This window comes from Aliikangiella litoralis (assembly GCF_052495765.1).
This window is the reverse complement of record NZ_CP199292.1, coordinates 5,658,915-5,678,439: the sequence shown is the minus strand read 5'-3', so window position 1 is coordinate 5,678,439 and position 19,525 is coordinate 5,658,915. Positions and strand designations below refer to the sequence as shown.

Genomic DNA, 19,525 nt, shown 5'->3' with positions numbered 1-19,525 from the left:
GTTCCTAATTATTTTTTTATTAGCTTTCTAGCAAGTGATCGTAACCGATCTTCCTGAGCTTCAACGGTTGAGCTTCTTTTATCTAATGTAATAATTTGATAAGATAAATCTTCTTTGAGTTTTTTTATTAAAGCAAGATATTGAGTAGTATGATTGGCTTCTACGTACGATTTTAATGGTTCGAAGTGATGATTAATAGTGATAGTGTTCTCGTCTTTTTTTATAGTCTTCTCATAATTAAAATACTGAGTTTTTTTAGTGATTTTTTCATTTGAATAATTTAGAAGCTTGCTATCATTTAGGTTAATGATTTGTTGCTGAAGATAGTTAAAATTACTGGCTATTGAAAAAGGGTGTTTTCTATTGACAATTGAAGGTGTGACTAAATATTCCTTCAGGCTAGTTGGATAAAACTCAATATATTGTTTTCCTGCTTCTTTGACGGGCCAATCTTTAATATTGTATTTTTCATAGGTTGTGAGTTTATTATTTTTTTCACTATCTTCAAAAGTTACTTCTTCTAACTGTTTTATGTTGTTGAAGTACTGTGAGTAATAATTTAAATAGCGTTCAGAAAGCGACTGGTTACTCTCTGTAGCAATTCTATATCGAATTGTATCTGCTTTTATTCCTTGGTATGTTGTTTTTACACTAAGTATAATGTCGCTAGTATTTGCTTTTAAGTCAAAGGTTTCTTCAGTAATTATTTTCGGTTTTATTCTTTTTGGCTTTTTAACTTGAGTTAAATCTTTTTGGTTTTTTTTGACAATCAATGCTTGGTGATAATTAATAAAACCAATATTATCAATTCCACCTCTTTGATGAGAAAACGTTCCGTCTAGCCAATAATCTTTATTATTATATTTTAAATAAACAATAACATGGTTAAATACGCCTGGACTAGGTAAGTACTCATGTAGTTTTTTTCCAATATAACTTGAAACTAATGCCGGGTAAGATTTAACTCCTAATTGGTTTAATATCGCAATTAATAGTGTTGTTTTATCTTTACAGTCACCATATCTTCGCTCAAAAACTTCTTCAGGTGTATGTGGTTTGTGAGTATTTTGTCCAACTTCTATACCGAAATATCGAATTTCATCTTGTACAAAACGAAGTGCTACTGAAATTTGATCTTCTACTTTAGGATATGTTTTTTGCCATTCCTTGATTTGTTGTAGAAGTTTTTTTGATACCTGAGTATTGGTATATAACTCAAAAGCCCAGTCGTTGACTTCTTTCCAGTTTTTATATTCTGAAAATTCAATAAAAGAATACGGATTGTACCAAGTAGGGTATTGATCTTCTTCTTTTACAGGAAGAGTATTATTTATTGACCAATGATATTCGGTCTGGTTTTTTGTAGATGTTTTTGTATGTTTTACATCTGATTTAAATTGAAGCTTTATTTCAGGAGAAGAGACTAATCTTAAACGCACTTTTTCAACTGGCACATTCCATTGCGATGAAAATCGCCCAAAATGTTTTTTACCTAGTACAGGGTTCATTCCTATTCTAGAGTAAGTATATTGAATAATATCATCTACTCTTATATCTTTTAGTATAATTAGAGCACGAACTTCATCTGTGTATTGTCGTTTATTAAGATCTGTTTCGTTTTTAAATACTTTAACATCTTTAGGATTTAATCGATTTGTTTTTTTATTATTTCTTATAACATTAATTTCATGAATAATTAGTTTTTCAAAATTTGGATTGAAGTCAAAAGACAATTCTGATGTGTTTTCTAAACCTTGCTCATTAAGTGGCTGCATTAACACTTGAGTGAAATAAGCAGTGTCCTTTTCTGCAATATTAATTTGCTGATCACTCAGTAAATAGCGAACACTTGACTGGTTATGCGATTGTTTTTTTGATGACTGTATAAAGGACTCTAACTGAAAAGGTTTGACCCAGTTAGGATGTTTTCCATATTGAACTGAAGGTGGTATATTTTTTTCTTCTGCTGCATCTACGCTTGAAAAAATAATTAGTAATAAAGTTATAATAATAAGAGAGAATTTATCCTTCTGCATATATGATTTCCGTTTATAAATAATAAGAATAGACTATTAATATGTATAAGGAAATGCATTTTTATGAAACGCATTTACACCTATAATACTGACTTCTATTTGAATAGTATATTATCAGATAGAATGTATATTGAGCATCTCAGATAATATAATGCAATTATATCTAGTGTGCTAATAATTTTTAACATTATCTATAAGTGCTACTAAGAAATATGTGCAGATATTGCATTAGCCGTGTTAAGTACTTCGGGTACATAAAAACTTTCAATTTTATTGATGTCGAAAGCGATATCTGGACCTGAAATGTCAATGGCAGCAACAACTTTACCGTCTTTATCAAATATAGGGGCTGCAATAGATATTCCACCTACTCGAAGAGAGCCTAAGCTAACGACATAACCTAATGAAGATACTTCGATGATCTTATGGCTTAACTCGGCAATAGTTGTTGGTGTTTGTGGGGTAAAACTAATCAAATCTTTGTCAGAGAAAAGTTGTATAAGCTCTCGGCTAGAAAGATCTGATAGAAGTAACCAGCCTAATGGCGAAGCATGAGCAGAAACTCTCTTTCCAATATTGGCTGTGCTTTGAATACCTTGATTTGCTTGTAGGCAATCTAAATAAAGTACATCTGAATGATCGCAAATGGCTAAATGCGTAGCAATACCTGTTTTATCTCTTAATTGTTCTAAATGCTTTCTAGCATCTTTTATTATTTCTTGTGTGCCTAAATAAGCAAATCCTAAGTTAAGTACTCTGGCACCAAGCTTGTAGGTTTTATTGACATCAGAATAATCAACAAAGCCTAAGCATTTTAGAGTATAAACCCAGCGAAATACTGATGAACGACCAAACTCCATACGTTTAGTGATATCATTTACCGTCATTGATTCGCCTGATTCGGCCAATATTTCCAGGACACGCAAACCACGCTGTAGGCCTGGAACAAAGTAAGTATTATGGTTTTTATTCTGTGGAATTTCTTTCATATAAGAACCAAACCTTAGTGTGCAAAAATCAATGAATTTATTAAGTAACCTCAGCTCTGGATAAGAAAAATCACCAGAGCGTCTATTTTTGCGGCTTTCAGCGTTAAGCGCCTTTGCAATAGCTTGCTATTGCGGCAGTCACTTGCCTTGATATCCACAAAAATAGCCACACTGAGCTCAAGTGGAAACGGCAATTCAATTTAATTGGATTTTAAGTCATTGAAAATAAAAACAATTCTATTAATTATTTTGACTTGCCTTATCCAGAGCTGAGGTTAAGTATACAAAACCGAATTAGTATACATTAGGCGATCTATTGAAGCAAAATTGAAAGTCATATGCCTTTAATATCAATTGATTAACAGTTAAATGTGCGAATATATTGAGAGTTTATTGAAACTCAATATTAATTAACGCCAGTTAATAATAAAAAAGATAGAATACAAAACAATAACAGTATACAATCTTTTTTGTTAATAGGGTTGAACAGTTATTCAATGATAGAGCTGATTTATTAAACCGTCTATTGCAGCAAAAAATTACCGTTTAGCGAATAGTTAATGAATGTTATTGGTAAAAAGGTAGCCAAGTATGAGTATAAAAACAGACAATAAAACCAAACTACCTACAACAGGTGAGGATACTATTGGGCCTTATTATCCCATTCCCTTTTTAGATGATGACAAACAAGACCTTAGTCGATTGCATGCTGGGTTGTGTGTTATGCCCCAAGGCGAGAAAATCTGTTTGCAGTTGAGGTTGCTCGATTCAAACGGTAAACCAGTTGAGGGGGCTCTATTAGAGTTTTGGCAGGCAAATGCCAATGGCGTTTTAAGGACACCTATTAACCAAAATAATCAAGAGTTAGATCCCTATTTTGATGGTTATAGCCGACAACGTTCAACCGACGGTATTTTTGAATTATTAACTATTAAGCCCGGATGTATTAAAAATGAAACTGATGATAAGCAATCTAGAGCGCCTCATATAACCGTTAATATATTTTGTGATGGGATTACCCGCGTTGTGACACAAATATTTTTTGATGACGAGCCTGATAACATTAATGATCCATTGCTGTTATCTTTGCCGACTGAATTAAGAAGTCGGTTAGTTGCCAAAAAGTGTGGTCTTAAAAATGAAGTTAGTCTTTATCAAATAGATATTGTGATGAAAGGCGAAAATGAAACACCGTTTTTTGATGATATTTTGAGTTAACTTTTGTTAGCTAAGTTAAATCGGTACTTAAGAAGTTATTAATGTAATTAATCACAAAAGTTTTCAGGTAAATGTATGAAAAACAATAATCCTAATCAATCTCAGTTAGGTCGGAAATTGAAAGCTGGACCAACCGATGGTGCTGCTGAAACCCGAGTGCCAGATAGTAATTTAAGACTGATCCCTAAATCAGCAAGAAGTACTTTTGTTCCTTATGATCCATTACAAGTGAGTATTAAGCCAGGTGAAAATGATTTAACTCGTATTGCACCTGGTAGATCTGTAGCAGAAGGTGAAGTCATTGAAGTAAGTGGCCGTATTACTGATGAATATGGCAAACCAATAAAACAGGTTTTGGTAGAAATTTGGAATGCCAATAAATGGGGACGTTATACTCATATTGAAGATCATACGGGTTATCAACTTGATCCTAATTTTTTAGGTCATGGAAAAACAATGACTGATGATGATGGAAATTATGTTTTTTGGACTATTTATCCGGGATCTTACCTTGCTAGGCCAGATATAGGTCGTTGGAGGCCTGCACATATTCACTTTTCCATTCGAGGGGGGAGTGTACGTCTGATCACCCAAATGTATTTTAAAGGTGATAAAAATCTTGAAACCGATCCAATGTTTATTGTTTTAGCAGAAGCTGCACCAAGAAGTATTGGTGTTGAGTATGAAACACAAACCAATGGCGCTAAGCGAGGCTTCAAGTTTGATATTGTGATTGGTGGGGCTAATGCTAATTACTTTGAAAAGTAAAAGCTCACAACAGTTAATAAATACTGGTTATTTTTGCTAAGAAAACGCTGGTTATTATGAAGCAAAAACAATATTAACTCGTCGGTTTCGTTTTCCTTTGTTCTCAATTTTTGAAACTGAAATCGGGCCTATTTCAGATGTATTTTTTACATGAGTACCGCCACAAGGTTGCAGGTCAATATTCTCTCCGATTTTTAAAAGGCGAAGTTTACCATTGCCTCTTGGTGGTTTAACTGACATGGTCCTAACTAATTCTGGATTGCTGTCTAGCTCTGCATCATCAACCCATACTGAATTAACCGAATAATTATTTTGGATAAGCTGATTTATTTGATTTGTAATTTGAGTTTTATCGAGAATTGTTTCACCCGCATCAAAATCAAGACGACTTTTATGAGCGCTAATTTGGCCACCAGTTACACCACAAGGAATAATTGAACATAATAAGTGTAATGCAGTGTGCATTTGCATATGAAGATAGCGTTTTTCCCAGTCGATTGTGGCTGTCACTAAGTCTCCTGGTTTGGGGAGAAGCTGTGCTTCGTTAGGGACGTGAACAATTTCGCCAGAGTCTTTATCTTTTACTGTCGTTGCAATTGAAACTGAACCATCGAAAAAAGTGAGTGAACCCTGATCTCCCGGTTGTCCTCCACCAGTTGGGTAAAATACTGTTTGATCTAAAATAATACCGCCCTTTGAATTTATTTTTACAACTTTGGCTTGGCAATTTTTTAGATATGCATCATTTTGGAATAGTACATTACTCATTATTATTCATCAGGCTTAGTTCATTGGGTTACATTTTAGGCTTCATTAAATGATGAAACAATGGTTTTTTCCAACTAATTAATTAGATAAAAGATTAAATTGTTATTTTTAAATTTTAAATGTGACACATAAGTTTATAGAAGGATAACTTCAATATGTATTCATTGCTTAGTGAGATGTCATCTGATTGTCATTTTATGTAATCTTTTTGACATCTAACTTGGCTAGGCTGGTTGAGATTTTAAACAAGTAAACTATCGACTTTGGAGAGAAATTAAATTGGGGCGTTGAGTTAGTCAATTACTGCGCTTGGTAATTAGTCGGTTTAAATCAATTGAAGGAATGGCAAATATTATGAGTAATGAACTCGCTATCCAAGTCAAAAAATCAGATAAAAGCAGAATTACTAAACTTGAATATGATAATAAATGTTTTATTAATAGAGAGATTAGTCAATTATTATTTAATATTCGGGTGTTAGAGCAATCCTTAGATAAACGCCACCCTCTGCTCGAAAGGCTCAAGTTTCTCCTTATATTTAGTCGCAATATTGATGAGTTTTTTGAAGTTAGAGTTGCAAAATTGAAGTTGCAGTCACTTTTAGGAAGAGAGTCCTTTGGACCTGATGGCTTGTCCACTCGAACAACACTAAAGCGTTTAAGCTCCTTGTGTCACATATATATTAAAAAGCAATATCAAATTTTAAATGATTTATTATTGCCTGAACTAATAGAAGAAAATATTTGTTTTCTAAAACGAGAAGAGTGGACTAAGCAACAACGACAGTGGATTAATAATTATTTTGATAAGGAAGTTGCACCTGTAATTAGCCCGATAGCACTCGATCCCGCTCATCCTTTTCCAAAATTAGTCAATAAAAGCTTAAATTTTATCGTTACTTTAAAAGGTAAAGATGCATTTGGTAGAGAAAGTCGGCTGGCTATAGTTCCTGCGCCAAGATCCTTACCAAGGCTAATTAAGCTACCTAAAAAAAATGCTGTAGATAAAGATGAGTTTGTATTTTTATCAGCGATTATTCATGAAAATATTGATAGTTTTTTTCATGGAATGAAGGCGACAGGATGTTATCAGTTTAGAGTAACAAGAAACTCTGATCTTAATGTTAATGAAGAAGAAATTAAAGATATAGCTGCTGAGGTTAAAGGTAAATTATTTAATCGACGATATGGACATGCTGTCCGAATAGAAGTTGTCGATAATTGTCCCGGATTTATTAAGCAATTTTTATTAAATGAATTTGACTTAGGTGAACTCGATCTTTATGAAACGAATGGTCCTGTTAATTTGCAAAGACTTTTTGCTTTATTTGACATGATTGATAAACCGCAATTATTATACTCAGAGTTTTCTCCCAAAATACCTAAAGATTTAGTTGCTGATAAAAATCTATTTGATTCAATTAATGAAAAAGATCATTTGTTATTCCATCCTTATTGCTCTTTCAAACCAGTGCTTGATTTTTTAAGACAAGCCGCTAATGATCCTGCTGTTATGTCAATTAAGCAAACATTATATCGCGCAGGACATGATTCAGAAATAGTCAACATTCTTGTTGAAGCCGCTAGACGAGGAAAAGAAGTTACTGTTGTTATAGAGCTTAAAGCTCGTTTTGATGAGCAAGAAAATCTTGCTTTAGCCAGTCGATTACAAGATGCTGGCGCTGTTGTTTGTTATGGCGTAGTCGGTTATAAAACTCATGCAAAAATAATGTTGGTTCTGCGAAAAGAAACAGGAAAGTTAGTTCGTTACGCCCACTTGGGTACGGGAAATTATCATGTGAGGAATGCTAAGGTTTATACTGACTATAGTTTATTTAGCAGCAATAATGAGCTTTGCGAAGACGTCCATAAAATTTTTCAACAGCTTACAGGAATGGGAAAAACTTTGCCCATGAAGAGTATATTTAACTCTCCGTTTACATTGCGAAAAAAGTTAATTGAATTAATTGATAATGAAATCAATGCTGTCCAGAATGGAAAAAAAGCACGTATTATTATTAAAGTTAATAGTATTTCAGACAAGCAAATAGTGCAAAAATTTTATCAAGCGTCACAAGTCGGAGTAAAGATTGATTTAATAGTTAGGGGCATTTGTGTTTTAAGACCACAAATGCAAGGTGTTTCTGAAAATATTAGAGTTAAATCAATCGTTGGTCGCTTTTTAGAGCATAATAGAGCTTATTACTTTGAAAATGCTAAACAAAAATTATATTGTTCTAGTGCTGACTTAATGGAACGTAATTTGTCTCGTAGAATAGAAGTTTGCTTTCCCATTTTAGATCCATCTCTTCAAAAAGTCATATATAACGATCTCGATTTATATTTACAAGACGAAGGTCAGTCATGGATGCTAAATGCTAACGGCGAATATCATTTAATAACAGATAAGCCTAACCAAAAACTAGTTCAGCAAATGTTACTTGATAAGCATTGTGAATCGGCAATACAAGCTTAACTGTATTAAATATCAATAAAAATTAAGCAGTAATTTTTTCAGTTATACATATTTTAAAATTAAACTTTGATTTGTCCCAATATTTTTGTTCAACTTTTAGTGCATGAGCGAGTAGTTTATGTTTATTAAGCCAACTTTGTGTTGTGCTTAATTGAAATGTTAAATTTTTAAATGAAAGTCTGAGTTTGGCGCACTGGTTTACTTTAGCATTTTGAGTAACAATGGCAGCAATACGATTAATAAATACAATTTGATATAATTTGTTTTTACTAGTCTTGTCAATGTTAATATTATCAAAAGCATCTAGTTTTAATTTTCTTCTGTGATTAAGAATAATTGCTGCAATGATTTTTCGTTCTTTTATAGAAAACCCACTCAGTTCGCTATGCTGAATAAGATATGCGCTATGTATATGATATTGGTTGTGGTTAATTGCTAAGCCTATCCTGCTACATTGAAGTGACCAATGTAATAAATTAAAGCAGTAATTAGAATCAAGCAATGAGTTAGATTTAAAGTTATGAAATAGTATTTTGGCTACTTTATTTAATAGTTTGCTACGTTCTTTAGATACTTGATATCGCCTACTAATTGCATTGATACTTCGCTCTCTAATATCTTCTTTTTTTAAGCGACCTAATAAATCATATAATACTCCTTCTCTTAGTCCACCTCGAGAAATGCTCATTTTTTTTATTTTAAATAACTTAAAAATTGCAAGGGATATTGCAATACCTGGCAGTATAGTACCAAGACGATTAGGTCTGATACCATCAAGTTTAATATCTTCCATAGTTTTAAACTTTAAAAGTAATTTTTTTAAAGTTTGCAATCCGTGTAAAGTAATACCTTCATCTGTTATTTTGTTATTAATAAGGACTTGTTCGATTGTTTTAAAAGTACCAGCAGAACCGACTACTTGTTCCCAATTATGAAAATTACAGTGCTCTAAAGTATTCGCTATTTCATATTTAGCTGCTTCATATGCTTGTCTAAAGAATTTTTCATTAATTTCATCATTAGGAAAAAAGCGCCGATAGGCAACACAACCCATTTTTAAACTATAGGCTTGTTTTAGTTTAAAGCTTTTACCAATAATGAACTCGGTAGAACCTCCGCCAATATCAATAACTAAGGTTTTGGCTAATTGACTTGAACTACTCCATGAATGATTAACTCCTAAGTAAATTAATCTTGCCTCCTCAATACCAGAAACGATATCAACTTGAATGTTACCAAGAATTTTCTCTAGTTGGTTGACATATTCATTTGCATTAATAGCAGATCGTAGTGTGTTTGTACCTACAACTCTAATGTTTTTTTCGGGTATTTTAGCTATTCGTTCAGCAAAACGTTGAATACAATCTAGACCGCGCTGCATAGCTTGAGGGGCAATTCCATCTTTTTTAGAAAGGCTGTCAGCGAGCATGACTTTTTCTGAAATAGAATCAAGAATTTTGATTTCATCATGTTCAACTGATGCTGTTAGCATATGAAAACTATTAGAGCCAAGATCTACTGTTGCGTATAATTCGCGCATATATTGATTTGTTTAATTATTTTTATAAATTATAAACCAATCATCTTTAATAAAAAACTAAACTTTTTATTTTTGTTATTCGCTGATTACTTTTTTATTGTTTTCTAGATACACCTCAAACTCATTGGCTGGTACTGGTTTAGAAAAATAATAGCCTTGCCCATAATTACAACCCGCATTAGCAAGTAATAAGAGTTGTTCTTCTTTTTCAACTCCTTCAGCAATAATTTTTAAGCCAAGCTTATGTGCCATAACAATAATTGCTTCACATAATGCCATATCATTAGATTCAGCAGATAGATTTCGTACAAAAGACTGATCGATTTTAAGATAATCAATATCAAACTTTCTTAAATAAGAAAGAGAAGAATAACCTGTTCCAAAATCATCAAGAGAAAGCTCGAAGCCAAAACTTCTTAAATCAAATAAGTGTTGGCTCATGTTCTCGTGTCCCTCCATCAGCATACTTTCTGTAATTTCAATTCCAACAGCAGTAGGACTTACACCAATTTCTTTAATTAGTTGAAACCATAAGTAAGTACTTTTTGCCTGGAATTGGACTGGAGATGTGTTAACGCTAATTTGAAAATTAGGATGAAATTTTTCGCGCCAGATTTTTGCCTGTTTTGCGGCTACTGAAAAGACCATTTCACCAACCTCTATTATCATCTTACTTTCTTCAAGTGCAGGAATAAAATCTACTGGACTGACAAAACCTCTAACCGGATGCTTCCATCGTATCAGTGCTTCCGCTTTGTATATTTCACCAGACCAGATATCAATAATAGGTTGATAGAATAACTCAAACTGATTTTCTTCATGTGCAACTCTTAGATCCTTTGCCAATAATATTCTATCCATTGCTAATTTCTGCATTTCTGGTGTGAAATAATGAAATTTATTACGACCACTTTCTTTGGCTGCATACATAGCCTGATCTGCATTTTTGAGTAGCTCTACCAAATTGGAAGAGTCTTTAGGGCACATTGTTATACCAATGCTTGCAGAAATAAATACTTCTTCAATTATTTGAAAAGGCTTTTTTAATATAGTAAGTATTTTATTAGCAATTTTTTCTATATGAATTTCTTTTCTAATATTTTCCAATATGACAACAAATTCGTCGCCGCCAAGTCTGGCAATAGTATCTGAACTGCGTAGACAGCTTTGTATTCGAGCGGCTGCTTGAATAAGGAGTTTATCGCCTTGATTATGTCCGAGTGAGTCGTTAATGGCTTTAAAACCATCTAAATCAATTAATAAAATGGCAATAGGATCTCCATTTCTTTTGATCAAAGAAAGTTTTTGCTCCAAACGATCTTGAAACAATCGACGATTAGGTAAGTTAGTTAAAAAGTCAAAGTTAGCTTGTTGCCAAATCTTTTTTTCTCTATCAGCTAGTTGAACATTGTGTCGATGTAGATGAAATTGCCTGTAAACTAAAAATAATAAAATGATTGATGCAGCAATAGATATTTGAATAACTCTTTGGTGATCTTCAACTATTTGATATCTAACGGTTAGCCATGAACTATTAATTCGTTTTTTATCTTCAGGCGCAACACTAGCAATAGCTTGATTCAATATTGGTAACAATTCTGGACGTTGCTTATTAATGCCAATACCAAGTTTTATCATTGATAGCTCATCAAACTGTCCACTAATTTTTAAGTTAGTATATCCTCCTGTTTGAATCGCATAGCCTGCAAGATGTAGCGCACTCAAATAACCAAATAGTTTTCCTTGATTAACTTTATCTAATCCTTCTTGACGATTGGCTACTTCGACTAGCTGAATTTTTGGAAAACGGTTTTTTAGCAAATCTATATATGAGTATCCTTTTTGAATACCTAGCTGCTTATCGATTAAGTCTGATAAATTAGAAACAAAAAACTTCTCTTGAGTAGTGACAACAACAAATGGAACTTCGACATAATTTTCTGTAAAAAGTAAAAATTTTTCACGTTGTGGTGTCTTTTGAATTAAAGAGATAATATCACAACTTCCTTGTTTAACATTGGCAATAGATTCTTCCCAAGTTGTTGTGGGTATAAGATTAATAGATACTTTGAGCTTCTTTTGAAATATTTGCATATATTCTGCATTTAAACCAACATGCTGCCCATCATTGATATCATCTAATGGCATAGAGTCGGGGCCAACACACAAATTAATTTGCCCCAGTGATTTCAGGTAGTTTTCTTGCTGGTTTGATAATGAAAAAGGAATGCTTGCATCGGCAAAACCAATAGCATAAATAAGAATAATGAATGTTCCTAAAAGTTTGCCCATTGAAAAGCTAAAAGATCCTAAGATTATTTAATTTTTTCTGTGGTAATTAAGTGTAGACCATCTTTTTAATAACACATTGATTCTGGGTACTTAACAGCGCGATGAATAATTAACCTCAGCTCTGGATAAGAAAAATCATCAGAGCGTCTATTTTTGCGGCTTTCAGCGTTAAGCGCCTTTGCAATAGCTTGCTATTGCGGCAGTCACTTGCCTTGATATCCACAAAAATAGCCACACTGAGCTCAAGTGGAAACGGCAATTCAATTTAATTGGATTTTAAGTCATTGAAAATAAAAACAATTCTATTAATTATTTTGACTTTCCTTATCCAGAGCTGAGGTTAATTAAAATCATATTCTATAGCTAAATCACTATCAATTGGCATAGAGAAAAGTCAGGGATTTTTGTCACTATTAAGGCGTCTGGCGCAGTGCATAGCCGCTCTACGGACAAGTCAGACAACGAAAAGAGCGGCAAAAATAACGGCTTTTATTGTGACAATTGATAGTGATTTAGCTATATATAACAGATTAGTGATGTGAGTCTCTTCGTCCTAAAAATGACTGGTATATAAATTTATTTATAAAATATAATCGTAACTCGTCGCGTATTTTAAATTTAACCAGCCAGAAGGTGTTTCTATTAAATTATCGTTTGTTAACGTCGATAACATGCGCTATAATCGGTTGAGATTTAAACAATTTGAGTTAACTTTATGAGTCCTCACAGTGGCAACCATCCCGCGGCAATTTTAGTTGATGACAGTTTAGTACTGAAGTATGCGCATCAATTTATTTCTCAAAATATTAGTAGTGATCTTAACGTTACTGATATGAGGGATTTTTCTGAAAGTGAAATTAAAGCACTGAAAGAGGGAGGGTTTCCCTTAGAATCTACCACTGAAAATAATGAACAAGTAATTGATTTAATTAGTAGAATTAGTGCTGAGTATGCTTCAATAGCAAGCACTTCTATTGATACCAATGAAGCTGCTTTGTGGTTGAATGTTAATCCAAGCAGAATACGTCAGAGAATTAATGATCACTCCCTTCTTGGCATTCAAGGTTTGGAAAATGCCTGGTTATTACCTCGATTTCAGTTTGATCATAATGGAAAAGAAATTCCAGGAATGCGTAAAGTATTACAGAGTATTGATAGTGGATGTCACCCAATTACGATTAGTGGTTTCTTAAATACTCCCCAGCCAGATCTTTATTCTGAATTAGTTAACAAAGCCCTTACTCCCAAAGAATGGCTTAAATCTGGCCATCCAATTGAGCCATTAATAGAGCTTGCTAAGGCATTGTAATGGCAAAATTTCCAGGGCCCAAACCTGGCCAAAAACTACCCTTATTAAAAAAAGGTGATTATTTACATATTAGTTCTCAAAGAATTTTATGGCGTGTATACAACCGAAAAGGTAATCACCCTACCAACTGGTATGATTTCCGCTTTTTTGGTCCGACTCCCAGTCGTTTTGATCACCATTTACGAGATATTGATAAAAATAGCTATGTACAAGATCGTGGTGTGATTTATGTCGGTCATAATGGTCCAGTCTGTTTAGCTGAGTTTTTTCAAAGCGCACGTGTAATCGATCGTCATTTTAGAGAGCCTTGGCTAGTCGGGTTCAAGCCAACAAGGGAACTAAAACTGCTAAATTTGAAAAGTCTCTATACCACTAGAGTTGGGTTATCTACAGCTATTCACAGCGGCCCTAAAAATAGAGCAAGAGCTTGGTCTAGGGTGTTTTATGACACTTATACTGATATTGATGGATTATGTTATGCCTCTTCTATGCATAATAATGATGATTCATTTGTGCTTTATGAAAGAGCATGCTCATCGATTCCACACTTACCTGTGTTTCATGCGCCGTTAAATGATAGACGCTTAGAGAAGATAATGTTTAAAGTGAGTGCAGCAATAGGCTACCGAATCGTTTAGCTTTATTAGCCGTCAAGTTAGCTAACTTGACGGTAATTAGATAAAAAGTCGCCTAATGATAATAAAGCTGATTCTAGATCTTCATGGTGAGGAAGAAATACAATTCGAAAGTGATCAGGAGCTTGCCAATTGAAAGCTCGGCCGTGGACTAGCAACACTTGTTTTTCGCGAAGAAAATCTAAGACAAACTGCTCATCATTTTGAATATTAAATCGTTTGATATCAATTTTAGGAAATAGATACATTGCCCCTTTGGGGCGAGTACAGCTAAGCCCAGGAATATCGTTGATTAGTCGATGACAAAGTTCCATTTGTTGGTATAAACGACCATCATGATTCACAAGATCATTAATACTTTGGTAACCACCCAGTGCTGTCTGAATAGCGTGTTGCATGGGAACATTGGCAGAAAGTCTCATTGATGACAGCATATCTAATCCAGAGATGTAATCTTGTGCTAACCTCTTAGGACCCGTTAGAATCATCCAACCAACACGAAACCCGGCAACACGGTAGTTTTTGGATAGCCCACTTAGAGTAACGCAAAATATATCGTCACTGAGTGAAGCGATTGGTATATGTTTATTGTTATTGTATAGAACCTTGTCGTAAATCTCGTCACTGTAAACGATCAAGTTATTTTCACGAGCTATTTGAGTGAGTGATTCTAAAACTTCTTTGGAATACACCGCACCTGTAGGGTTATTAGGATTAATTAAAACAAGCGCTCGAGTTTTATTGGTAATTTTACTTTTGATATCTTCCAGATCAGGCATCCAATCTGATTGCTCATCGCAAATATAGTGTACGGGATTACCGCCAGATAATTTAATTGCTGCTGTCCACAAAGGGTAGTCGGGGGAGGGAACCAATACTTCGTCACTATCATTGAGCAGGGCTTGCATTGCCATAACGATCAGCTCGCTGACTCCATTACCTATGTAGATATCGTCAACTGAAGTATTTAATATACCAAAGGTTTGGTAATACTGGTGGACAGCAACTTTCGCTGAATAAATACCATTAGATGGGCCGTAACCTTGAGCTGTAGGTAGATTATGAATGACATCTTTGAGGATATCATCGGGTGCTTCAAATCCAAAAGGTGCGGGGTTGCCAATATTGAGTTTTAATATTTTATAACCTTCGTCTTCCAGGCGTTTAGCCTCTTCTAAAACTGGTCCTCGTATGTCATAACAAACCCCATGTAGTTTGTTAGAGCGCATAATAGGTTTCATAATATAACAGTTTACCTAGTGGAGTTGATCGTATTAATCATAGTATAAATCGCATCATAGTAATGTGGGAGAGGAATTTCAAATAGCCAAATATGATAATGAGCTTTGCTCTTTGAAAAATATATTGGCAATACTAATGTATAAGCCTTTTAGCTCTGCCTGTTCAATGGTTTCTTTAATATTTTCCTAACAAAAGGAAAATAGGTTTTATTTAAAAATCATGCGATGATTTATGAATTAACTTTTTGCTCTTTATAAAGCTTAACTTTATCTTTTGAAGGGGAATAAGGAAGCACAACCGACACAAAAGTCCCTTTGCTTTTTCCTCGGTGGCAGCCTTTAAACTTTATTTTTCCTTTTCGTTCATAGGCAATGTTTTTTAGGGTTGCAATGCCAACGCCAAAGTTAAATTTATGATCGGTATATTTAATGCCTTTTCCATCATCTCGTACACAAATTTTAATATTTTTGGGGCCGCAGTTAATATTCAACTGAATAAATTTGGCATTGGCATGTTTTAAACTATTAAAAATTAGAGTATGGGCAATATAAAAAATGGTATTACGGGTTTCTTGTGAACATCGCTTGCATATTGATAATTGAAAATCATAGGCAACCCCTTGAGCAATAATGAGTGTTTCTAAACCTTGTAAGCTGGTTTCTAAGCGGGAGTTATCCAAAGCACTTAAAACACTGTAGTTATCTAATAAGCTTTCAATTTTGCTAACGGCTTGATCGACTTTTAGTAAACCATTATTGGACAAAATAGGGTTGTCTGAGTTTAAAGCATTTTTGGCGGCAACCAGCTTAGAAAAAACTTCTAATAATCCGCGTTTGGTTTGTTGTTGACTGAGCTCTTTAAACACTTTGTTTTTTTGCCTGTTAACTTTAAAAAACATAAAAATGGCAATTAAACTAACCAGTGATCCAATACTAAGTAATAATGTTGTGAATAGAGCAAAACTGTCTGAACGATACCAAGGTCCTGTAATATTAAATGATCGAGTTATACTGTTTTGCCATTGAATGCCATTATAAGAAGCTCTTACCATCATTTTATGAGTGCCAGTATTTAAATAAGAAATTTGCACTTGTCCATTAGGCATCTCAATCCAGTCGCCATTGTTGAGTTTATATTGATAGCGAATAGCATGCCCATTAATATAATCAAAATTATTAACAGAAACAGTCACTGTTTGATTGTAAGGAATATCACTGGTTGGAAACTGAGTAAACTTAGGGGGAGCTAAGCTCGGCGTATTAAATAAATCAACCGTTATCAACCCTTTATTGCTGGCTGCATGGGCCAAATAGTTTTCGGTAACTATACTGTTTGGTATAAACATTTGCCCGGCAGAATTGGGAACAAGGGTTATTTTTTCGTCTTTAAATCGATATAAACCATCTGAAGCTGAAAGTAATACTTCATCAAAATAGGCAAACGCCGATGAGATACTTTGAGGGCCATCTATGCTTATCCATTCACTTCCGGCTTTTTTAAATAAACCACCACCCCAAGTAGCAACATAAATATTACCGCCACTAGTGAATATATCGGCAATATTATGTTGAGAAACTTTTGAAACCGAAATGTTATTTTGGGTTTGCTCTACCAACCCGCCTGAGGTCATTACATAAAGCACCCCCGCAATTTTTGAAACTTTTATCACTTCTTCATTGGGTAGCGCTTTATTGAGTGTATCTAAATTTAAAGCGTTAAAATTTTTATCAAAACCAACAATGCCTTTAGTGGTGGATAACATCAATTTACTGTCAATATAACTGGCTGATATAATAAAGCCATCACGAATTTTAGTTAGGGTTTTATTTTCTAATCGATAAGCACCAGTGGCAGTGGTGATAATAATAGGGCTATTTTTTGCGTAGACAATGTCAGTAATTCTCCTTTCAAGCGGCGGGAAGAGATTATTGATTTCAGTTAAGGGTTTAAAAGTGCCCTTATCCACATAATAAAGTCCATGCTCGGTTCCTAACCATAGTTGATCGTTTACCATTTCCAGCACATTATAACGAGAAGGTTTTGAAAACTTGAATAGAGTGGAATGAGGATCGATTACTTCAAACTGAGTATAATCCGTTGCCCATAAGTTACCCTGTTTATCTTCATATAAAACGCGATTGCTTTGGTTAAGCTTGTTGACCGAGGCTTTAATGGTATCTAAGTCAGTATTGTTTAAAATATCAACATTGCTATTGTAAGCCACCGCAATGGAGTTCAGTTGGTAAGGTGCTACTGCGGTAATTTCACTTTCAAATTTTCTGGTGGCTAATTCTGTATCATCCTTCAGTGATAACAAAGTTAACTGATAGTCTGTGCTATAAGCCAGCCTGTGATGCAATAAAGCTAAGTGAGCTTTAGTGGTTTGAAAGGATTTAATCGGCCATAAATGCTGATCGTTAACTTTATATAAGCCGGTTTTAGTAATGGCAAAATGCTGGTTTTTATCAGCAGCAATATCAATCACATCTTTTAATGGGTGTTGGTAGGTTTTCAGACTAAACAAGTCGAACATGTAAAGAGATTTGTCGACTATGGCCATTAGGTGGGAATTAGAAAGGGCTATTTTTGTTACAAACAAATCACTGATTTTTTTGGCGTGATTAGTACTCAGATCTAGCGTCCAAATTCCTTCTTTAAAGAAAGCAATATAAAGCGTATTGCTTTCTTCTCGGTAAACCGCTGATTCAACCCAGGTTGTAGGCAATTTAGAAATATCACTCAGATTAATATATTGGTAGCCATCAAACCTGACAATACCAGTATGGGTAACAAAATAAATATAATTGTTTTTATCTTCAACAATCGACTTAAAAAATAACGGCTTTTTGGCAAAAGCCGAACAAGTTAAAAGCAGAAAAAAAATTAATAGACAAATATGGCGTATATTCATCACTGTCCCTGTACGATATCTCATTTGTTTGAATATTTAAATCACTTAGTTATGAGGAACAAGCCCACAAGACGGAATAATTGGCGGCATATCTGGCGTATTGTCAGTCTCACTATTTTGTGCTGTGGTTTTAAGTGATGGACTTAAAGGACTTACTACCTTAACCGATTGTCTCCAGTCGAAGTTAGTTCCCTTTGCAGGCGATACAATTAAAAAAGTTGGTAAACGCTGATCGGTTTTATTGACTTTATTTTGCCAAGCAGCCATTACCATTTCCCCTGCCTGCTCTCCCCACATATGGGTATAAGCTGCCGCCAATAATTGTACCCCAGCCAAGTTAGTAACAATCATAGCTGTGTCTTCATATTTACTACCGCAATCAAAACTCATATCAATATCCAGATAGGTGTAGTCTGGTAATAAAAGGGTGCCACTTAACGAACTGATGCGCGCCCGGTTTTCTTTTAAGGGCTCAAGTGCCGAGACTAGGGTAGTTAGACAGGCAGAGATAACAAGAACAGAAACTAAAACTTTAACTTTTGATAACATTTGCGGTACTCCATTTTATACCAACGCTAAAGTTGCTTCTGCAATGGCTGTGACAATACTTTCGTCAAAATCATTGTCGAAAACCGCCTTGATTAAAACAGGGCGTAACCTTTTATAAGCATCAAATTGTTGAAGGGTTGGTAGTGAATTATTGGTTAAAACTCTATCCAGTACACGATCAACCATTTCACTCGCCTGTATTAAATCCGTTTGAGTTAAAGTGTGAAAGGTTTGGGCAGAGTCTGGGTTTGTTGTTTGACCTAAAAATATCTCATCTAGAGAAATGCCTTGTGCAACACAAGCATTTACAATAGGAATAATAGGTAGTGATTTTGTTGTTCGCGCAACCGCGATTCCAGAATCTGACATGCCCAAAGCTCGTGCTAAAGCCCTGTCACTTTTTTCACTTAGTTTTTCTTTTAGTCTTTGAATAACGACTTCAAACTCGATTTTTATAACTTTATTCATGAGCATCCAAGTGAGCCAATTAATTTAATAGGATTATTTTATTAATTATCTTGACACAATATTGATTAGTATTCTAATATTTTGCGGCGAAACGATTAGAAAATTAACCAAAATGCTATTTAATTCTGGAACCAAACAGTTTACATGAAAAATAGCAGGATGAAATCAAACTTAATAAAAAAATGGCTTAAATAAAGGGGTTTACGGCTTGTTTTTTAGAATAAAAACGAATTGTTTTAACGTTTTTTATGCCAATGTTTCAAAAAAAGATAATAAAAAAATAACCAGGGTAGATGAATTATTTATTGAATAGCAAATCCTCCCA

At 34.2% G+C, this 19,525-nt stretch carries 14 protein-coding genes; 5 read left to right on the top strand and 9 right to left on the bottom strand.

What is annotated here, in order from left to right:
- Nucleotides 1–8 precede the first annotated feature (8 nt).
- Both ACT5E3_RS23745 and ACT5E3_RS23740 read right to left on the bottom strand, forming a co-directional pair.
- The gene (locus ACT5E3_RS23745; RefSeq protein WP_444996050.1) at nt 9–2,036 is read right to left on the bottom strand and encodes a DUF3857 domain-containing transglutaminase family protein; all 2,028 of its coding nucleotides are present in this window, start codon (nt 2,034–2,036) and stop codon (nt 9–11) included.
- Nucleotides 2,037–2,239: 203 nt separating this feature from the next.
- Nucleotides 2,240–3,025 carry an IclR family transcriptional regulator gene (locus tag ACT5E3_RS23740; protein ID WP_444996049.1) on the bottom strand — a complete coding sequence of 262 codons (786 nt, stop codon included), beginning with the start codon at nt 3,023–3,025 and terminating at the stop codon, nt 2,240–2,242.
- A gap of 591 nt (nt 3,026–3,616) precedes the next feature.
- Here ACT5E3_RS23740 and pcaG point away from each other — a divergent pair.
- Nucleotides 3,617–4,243: a protocatechuate 3,4-dioxygenase subunit alpha gene (gene pcaG, locus ACT5E3_RS23735; protein ID WP_444996048.1), complete on the top strand. Its 627-nt coding sequence runs from the start codon at nt 3,617–3,619 to the stop codon at nt 4,241–4,243.
- Nucleotides 4,244–4,318: 75 nt separating this feature from the next.
- Nucleotides 4,319–5,011: a dioxygenase family protein gene (locus ACT5E3_RS23730; protein ID WP_444996047.1), complete on the top strand. Its 693-nt coding sequence runs from the start codon at nt 4,319–4,321 to the stop codon at nt 5,009–5,011.
- A 54-nt stretch (nt 5,012–5,065) separates the two neighbouring features.
- Here ACT5E3_RS23730 and ACT5E3_RS23725 read toward each other — a convergent pair whose 3' ends face one another.
- Nucleotides 5,066–5,779, bottom strand: a complete 714-nt coding sequence (locus tag ACT5E3_RS23725) for an alanyl-tRNA editing protein (RefSeq protein ID WP_444996046.1) — start codon at nt 5,777–5,779, stop codon at nt 5,066–5,068.
- 354 nt (nt 5,780–6,133) lie between these two features.
- Between ACT5E3_RS23725 and ppk1 the strand changes: the two genes are divergently transcribed.
- Nucleotides 6,134–8,254, top strand: a complete 2,121-nt coding sequence (ppk1, locus tag ACT5E3_RS23720) for a polyphosphate kinase 1 (RefSeq protein WP_444996045.1) — start codon at nt 6,134–6,136, stop codon at nt 8,252–8,254.
- 22 nt (nt 8,255–8,276) lie between these two features.
- On the opposite strand, the gene ACT5E3_RS23715 is transcribed toward ppk1, so the two are convergent.
- Both ACT5E3_RS23715 and ACT5E3_RS23710 read right to left on the bottom strand, forming a co-directional pair.
- On the bottom strand, nt 8,277–9,794 hold the full coding sequence (locus ACT5E3_RS23715; RefSeq protein ID WP_444996044.1) for a Ppx/GppA phosphatase family protein: 1,518 nt from the start codon (nt 9,792–9,794) through the stop codon (nt 8,277–8,279).
- A gap of 75 nt (nt 9,795–9,869) precedes the next feature.
- Complete coding sequence (locus tag ACT5E3_RS23710; protein ID WP_444996043.1) at nt 9,870–12,086, bottom strand: EAL domain-containing protein; 2,217 nt, start codon at nt 12,084–12,086, stop codon at nt 9,870–9,872.
- Between the two features lie 715 nt (nt 12,087–12,801).
- Here ACT5E3_RS23710 and ACT5E3_RS23705 point away from each other — a divergent pair.
- Nucleotides 12,802–13,395 carry a hypothetical protein gene (locus ACT5E3_RS23705; RefSeq protein ID WP_444996042.1) on the top strand — a complete coding sequence of 198 codons (594 nt, stop codon included), beginning with the start codon at nt 12,802–12,804 and terminating at the stop codon, nt 13,393–13,395.
- A complete protein-coding gene (locus ACT5E3_RS23700; RefSeq protein WP_444996041.1) occupies nt 13,395–14,033 on the top strand; it encodes an RES domain-containing protein in 639 nt (212 codons plus the stop codon). Before ACT5E3_RS23705 ends, ACT5E3_RS23700 begins: the two co-directional genes overlap by 1 nt.
- A 17-nt stretch (nt 14,034–14,050) precedes the next feature.
- On the opposite strand, the gene ACT5E3_RS23695 is transcribed toward ACT5E3_RS23700, so the two are convergent.
- The 4 genes from ACT5E3_RS23695 to ACT5E3_RS23680 all read right to left on the bottom strand — a co-directional run bounded on the left by ACT5E3_RS23695 (nt 14,051) and on the right by ACT5E3_RS23680 (nt 19,200).
- Complete coding sequence (locus ACT5E3_RS23695; RefSeq protein WP_444996040.1) at nt 14,051–15,271, bottom strand: pyridoxal phosphate-dependent aminotransferase; 1,221 nt, start codon at nt 15,269–15,271, stop codon at nt 14,051–14,053.
- 230 nt (nt 15,272–15,501) lie between these two features.
- Nucleotides 15,502–18,183 (bottom strand): hypothetical protein, encoded by a 2,682-nt coding sequence (locus ACT5E3_RS23690; RefSeq protein WP_444996039.1) that lies wholly within the window; start codon nt 18,181–18,183, stop codon nt 15,502–15,504.
- Nucleotides 18,184–18,228: 45 nt separating this feature from the next.
- Nucleotides 18,229–18,732 carry a hypothetical protein gene (locus ACT5E3_RS23685; protein ID WP_444996038.1) on the bottom strand — a complete coding sequence of 168 codons (504 nt, stop codon included), beginning with the start codon at nt 18,730–18,732 and terminating at the stop codon, nt 18,229–18,231.
- Between the two features lie 15 nt (nt 18,733–18,747).
- Complete coding sequence (locus ACT5E3_RS23680) at nt 18,748–19,200, bottom strand: helix-turn-helix domain-containing protein (RefSeq protein WP_444996037.1); 453 nt, start codon at nt 19,198–19,200, stop codon at nt 18,748–18,750.
- Nucleotides 19,201–19,525: the final 325 nt, after the last annotated feature.

Bases quoted from the DNA above. Each gene is read 5' to 3' on its own strand.
- ACT5E3_RS23745 (WP_444996050.1), bottom strand. From the start codon at position 2,036: ATGCAGAAGGATAAATTCTCTCTTATTATTATAACTTTATTACTAATT.
- ACT5E3_RS23740 (WP_444996049.1), bottom strand. From the start codon at position 3,025: ATGAAAGAAATTCCACAGAATAAAAACCATAATACTTACTTTGTTCCA.
- pcaG (WP_444996048.1), top strand. From the start codon at position 3,617: ATGAGTATAAAAACAGACAATAAAACCAAACTACCTACAACAGGTGAG.
- ACT5E3_RS23730 (WP_444996047.1), top strand. From the start codon at position 4,319: ATGAAAAACAATAATCCTAATCAATCTCAGTTAGGTCGGAAATTGAAA.
- ACT5E3_RS23725 (WP_444996046.1), bottom strand. From the start codon at position 5,779: ATGAGTAATGTACTATTCCAAAATGATGCATATCTAAAAAATTGCCAA.
- ppk1 (WP_444996045.1), top strand. From the start codon at position 6,134: ATGAGTAATGAACTCGCTATCCAAGTCAAAAAATCAGATAAAAGCAGA.
- ACT5E3_RS23715 (WP_444996044.1), bottom strand. From the start codon at position 9,794: ATGCGCGAATTATACGCAACAGTAGATCTTGGCTCTAATAGTTTTCAT.
- ACT5E3_RS23710 (WP_444996043.1), bottom strand. From the start codon at position 12,086: ATGGGCAAACTTTTAGGAACATTCATTATTCTTATTTATGCTATTGGT.
- ACT5E3_RS23705 (WP_444996042.1), top strand. From the start codon at position 12,802: ATGAGTCCTCACAGTGGCAACCATCCCGCGGCAATTTTAGTTGATGAC.
- ACT5E3_RS23700 (WP_444996041.1), top strand. From the start codon at position 13,395: ATGGCAAAATTTCCAGGGCCCAAACCTGGCCAAAAACTACCCTTATTA.
- ACT5E3_RS23695 (WP_444996040.1), bottom strand. From the start codon at position 15,271: ATGAAACCTATTATGCGCTCTAACAAACTACATGGGGTTTGTTATGAC.
- ACT5E3_RS23690 (WP_444996039.1), bottom strand. From the start codon at position 18,183: ATGAATATACGCCATATTTGTCTATTAATTTTTTTTCTGCTTTTAACT.
- ACT5E3_RS23685 (WP_444996038.1), bottom strand. From the start codon at position 18,732: ATGTTATCAAAAGTTAAAGTTTTAGTTTCTGTTCTTGTTATCTCTGCC.
- ACT5E3_RS23680 (WP_444996037.1), bottom strand. From the start codon at position 19,200: ATGAATAAAGTTATAAAAATCGAGTTTGAAGTCGTTATTCAAAGACTA.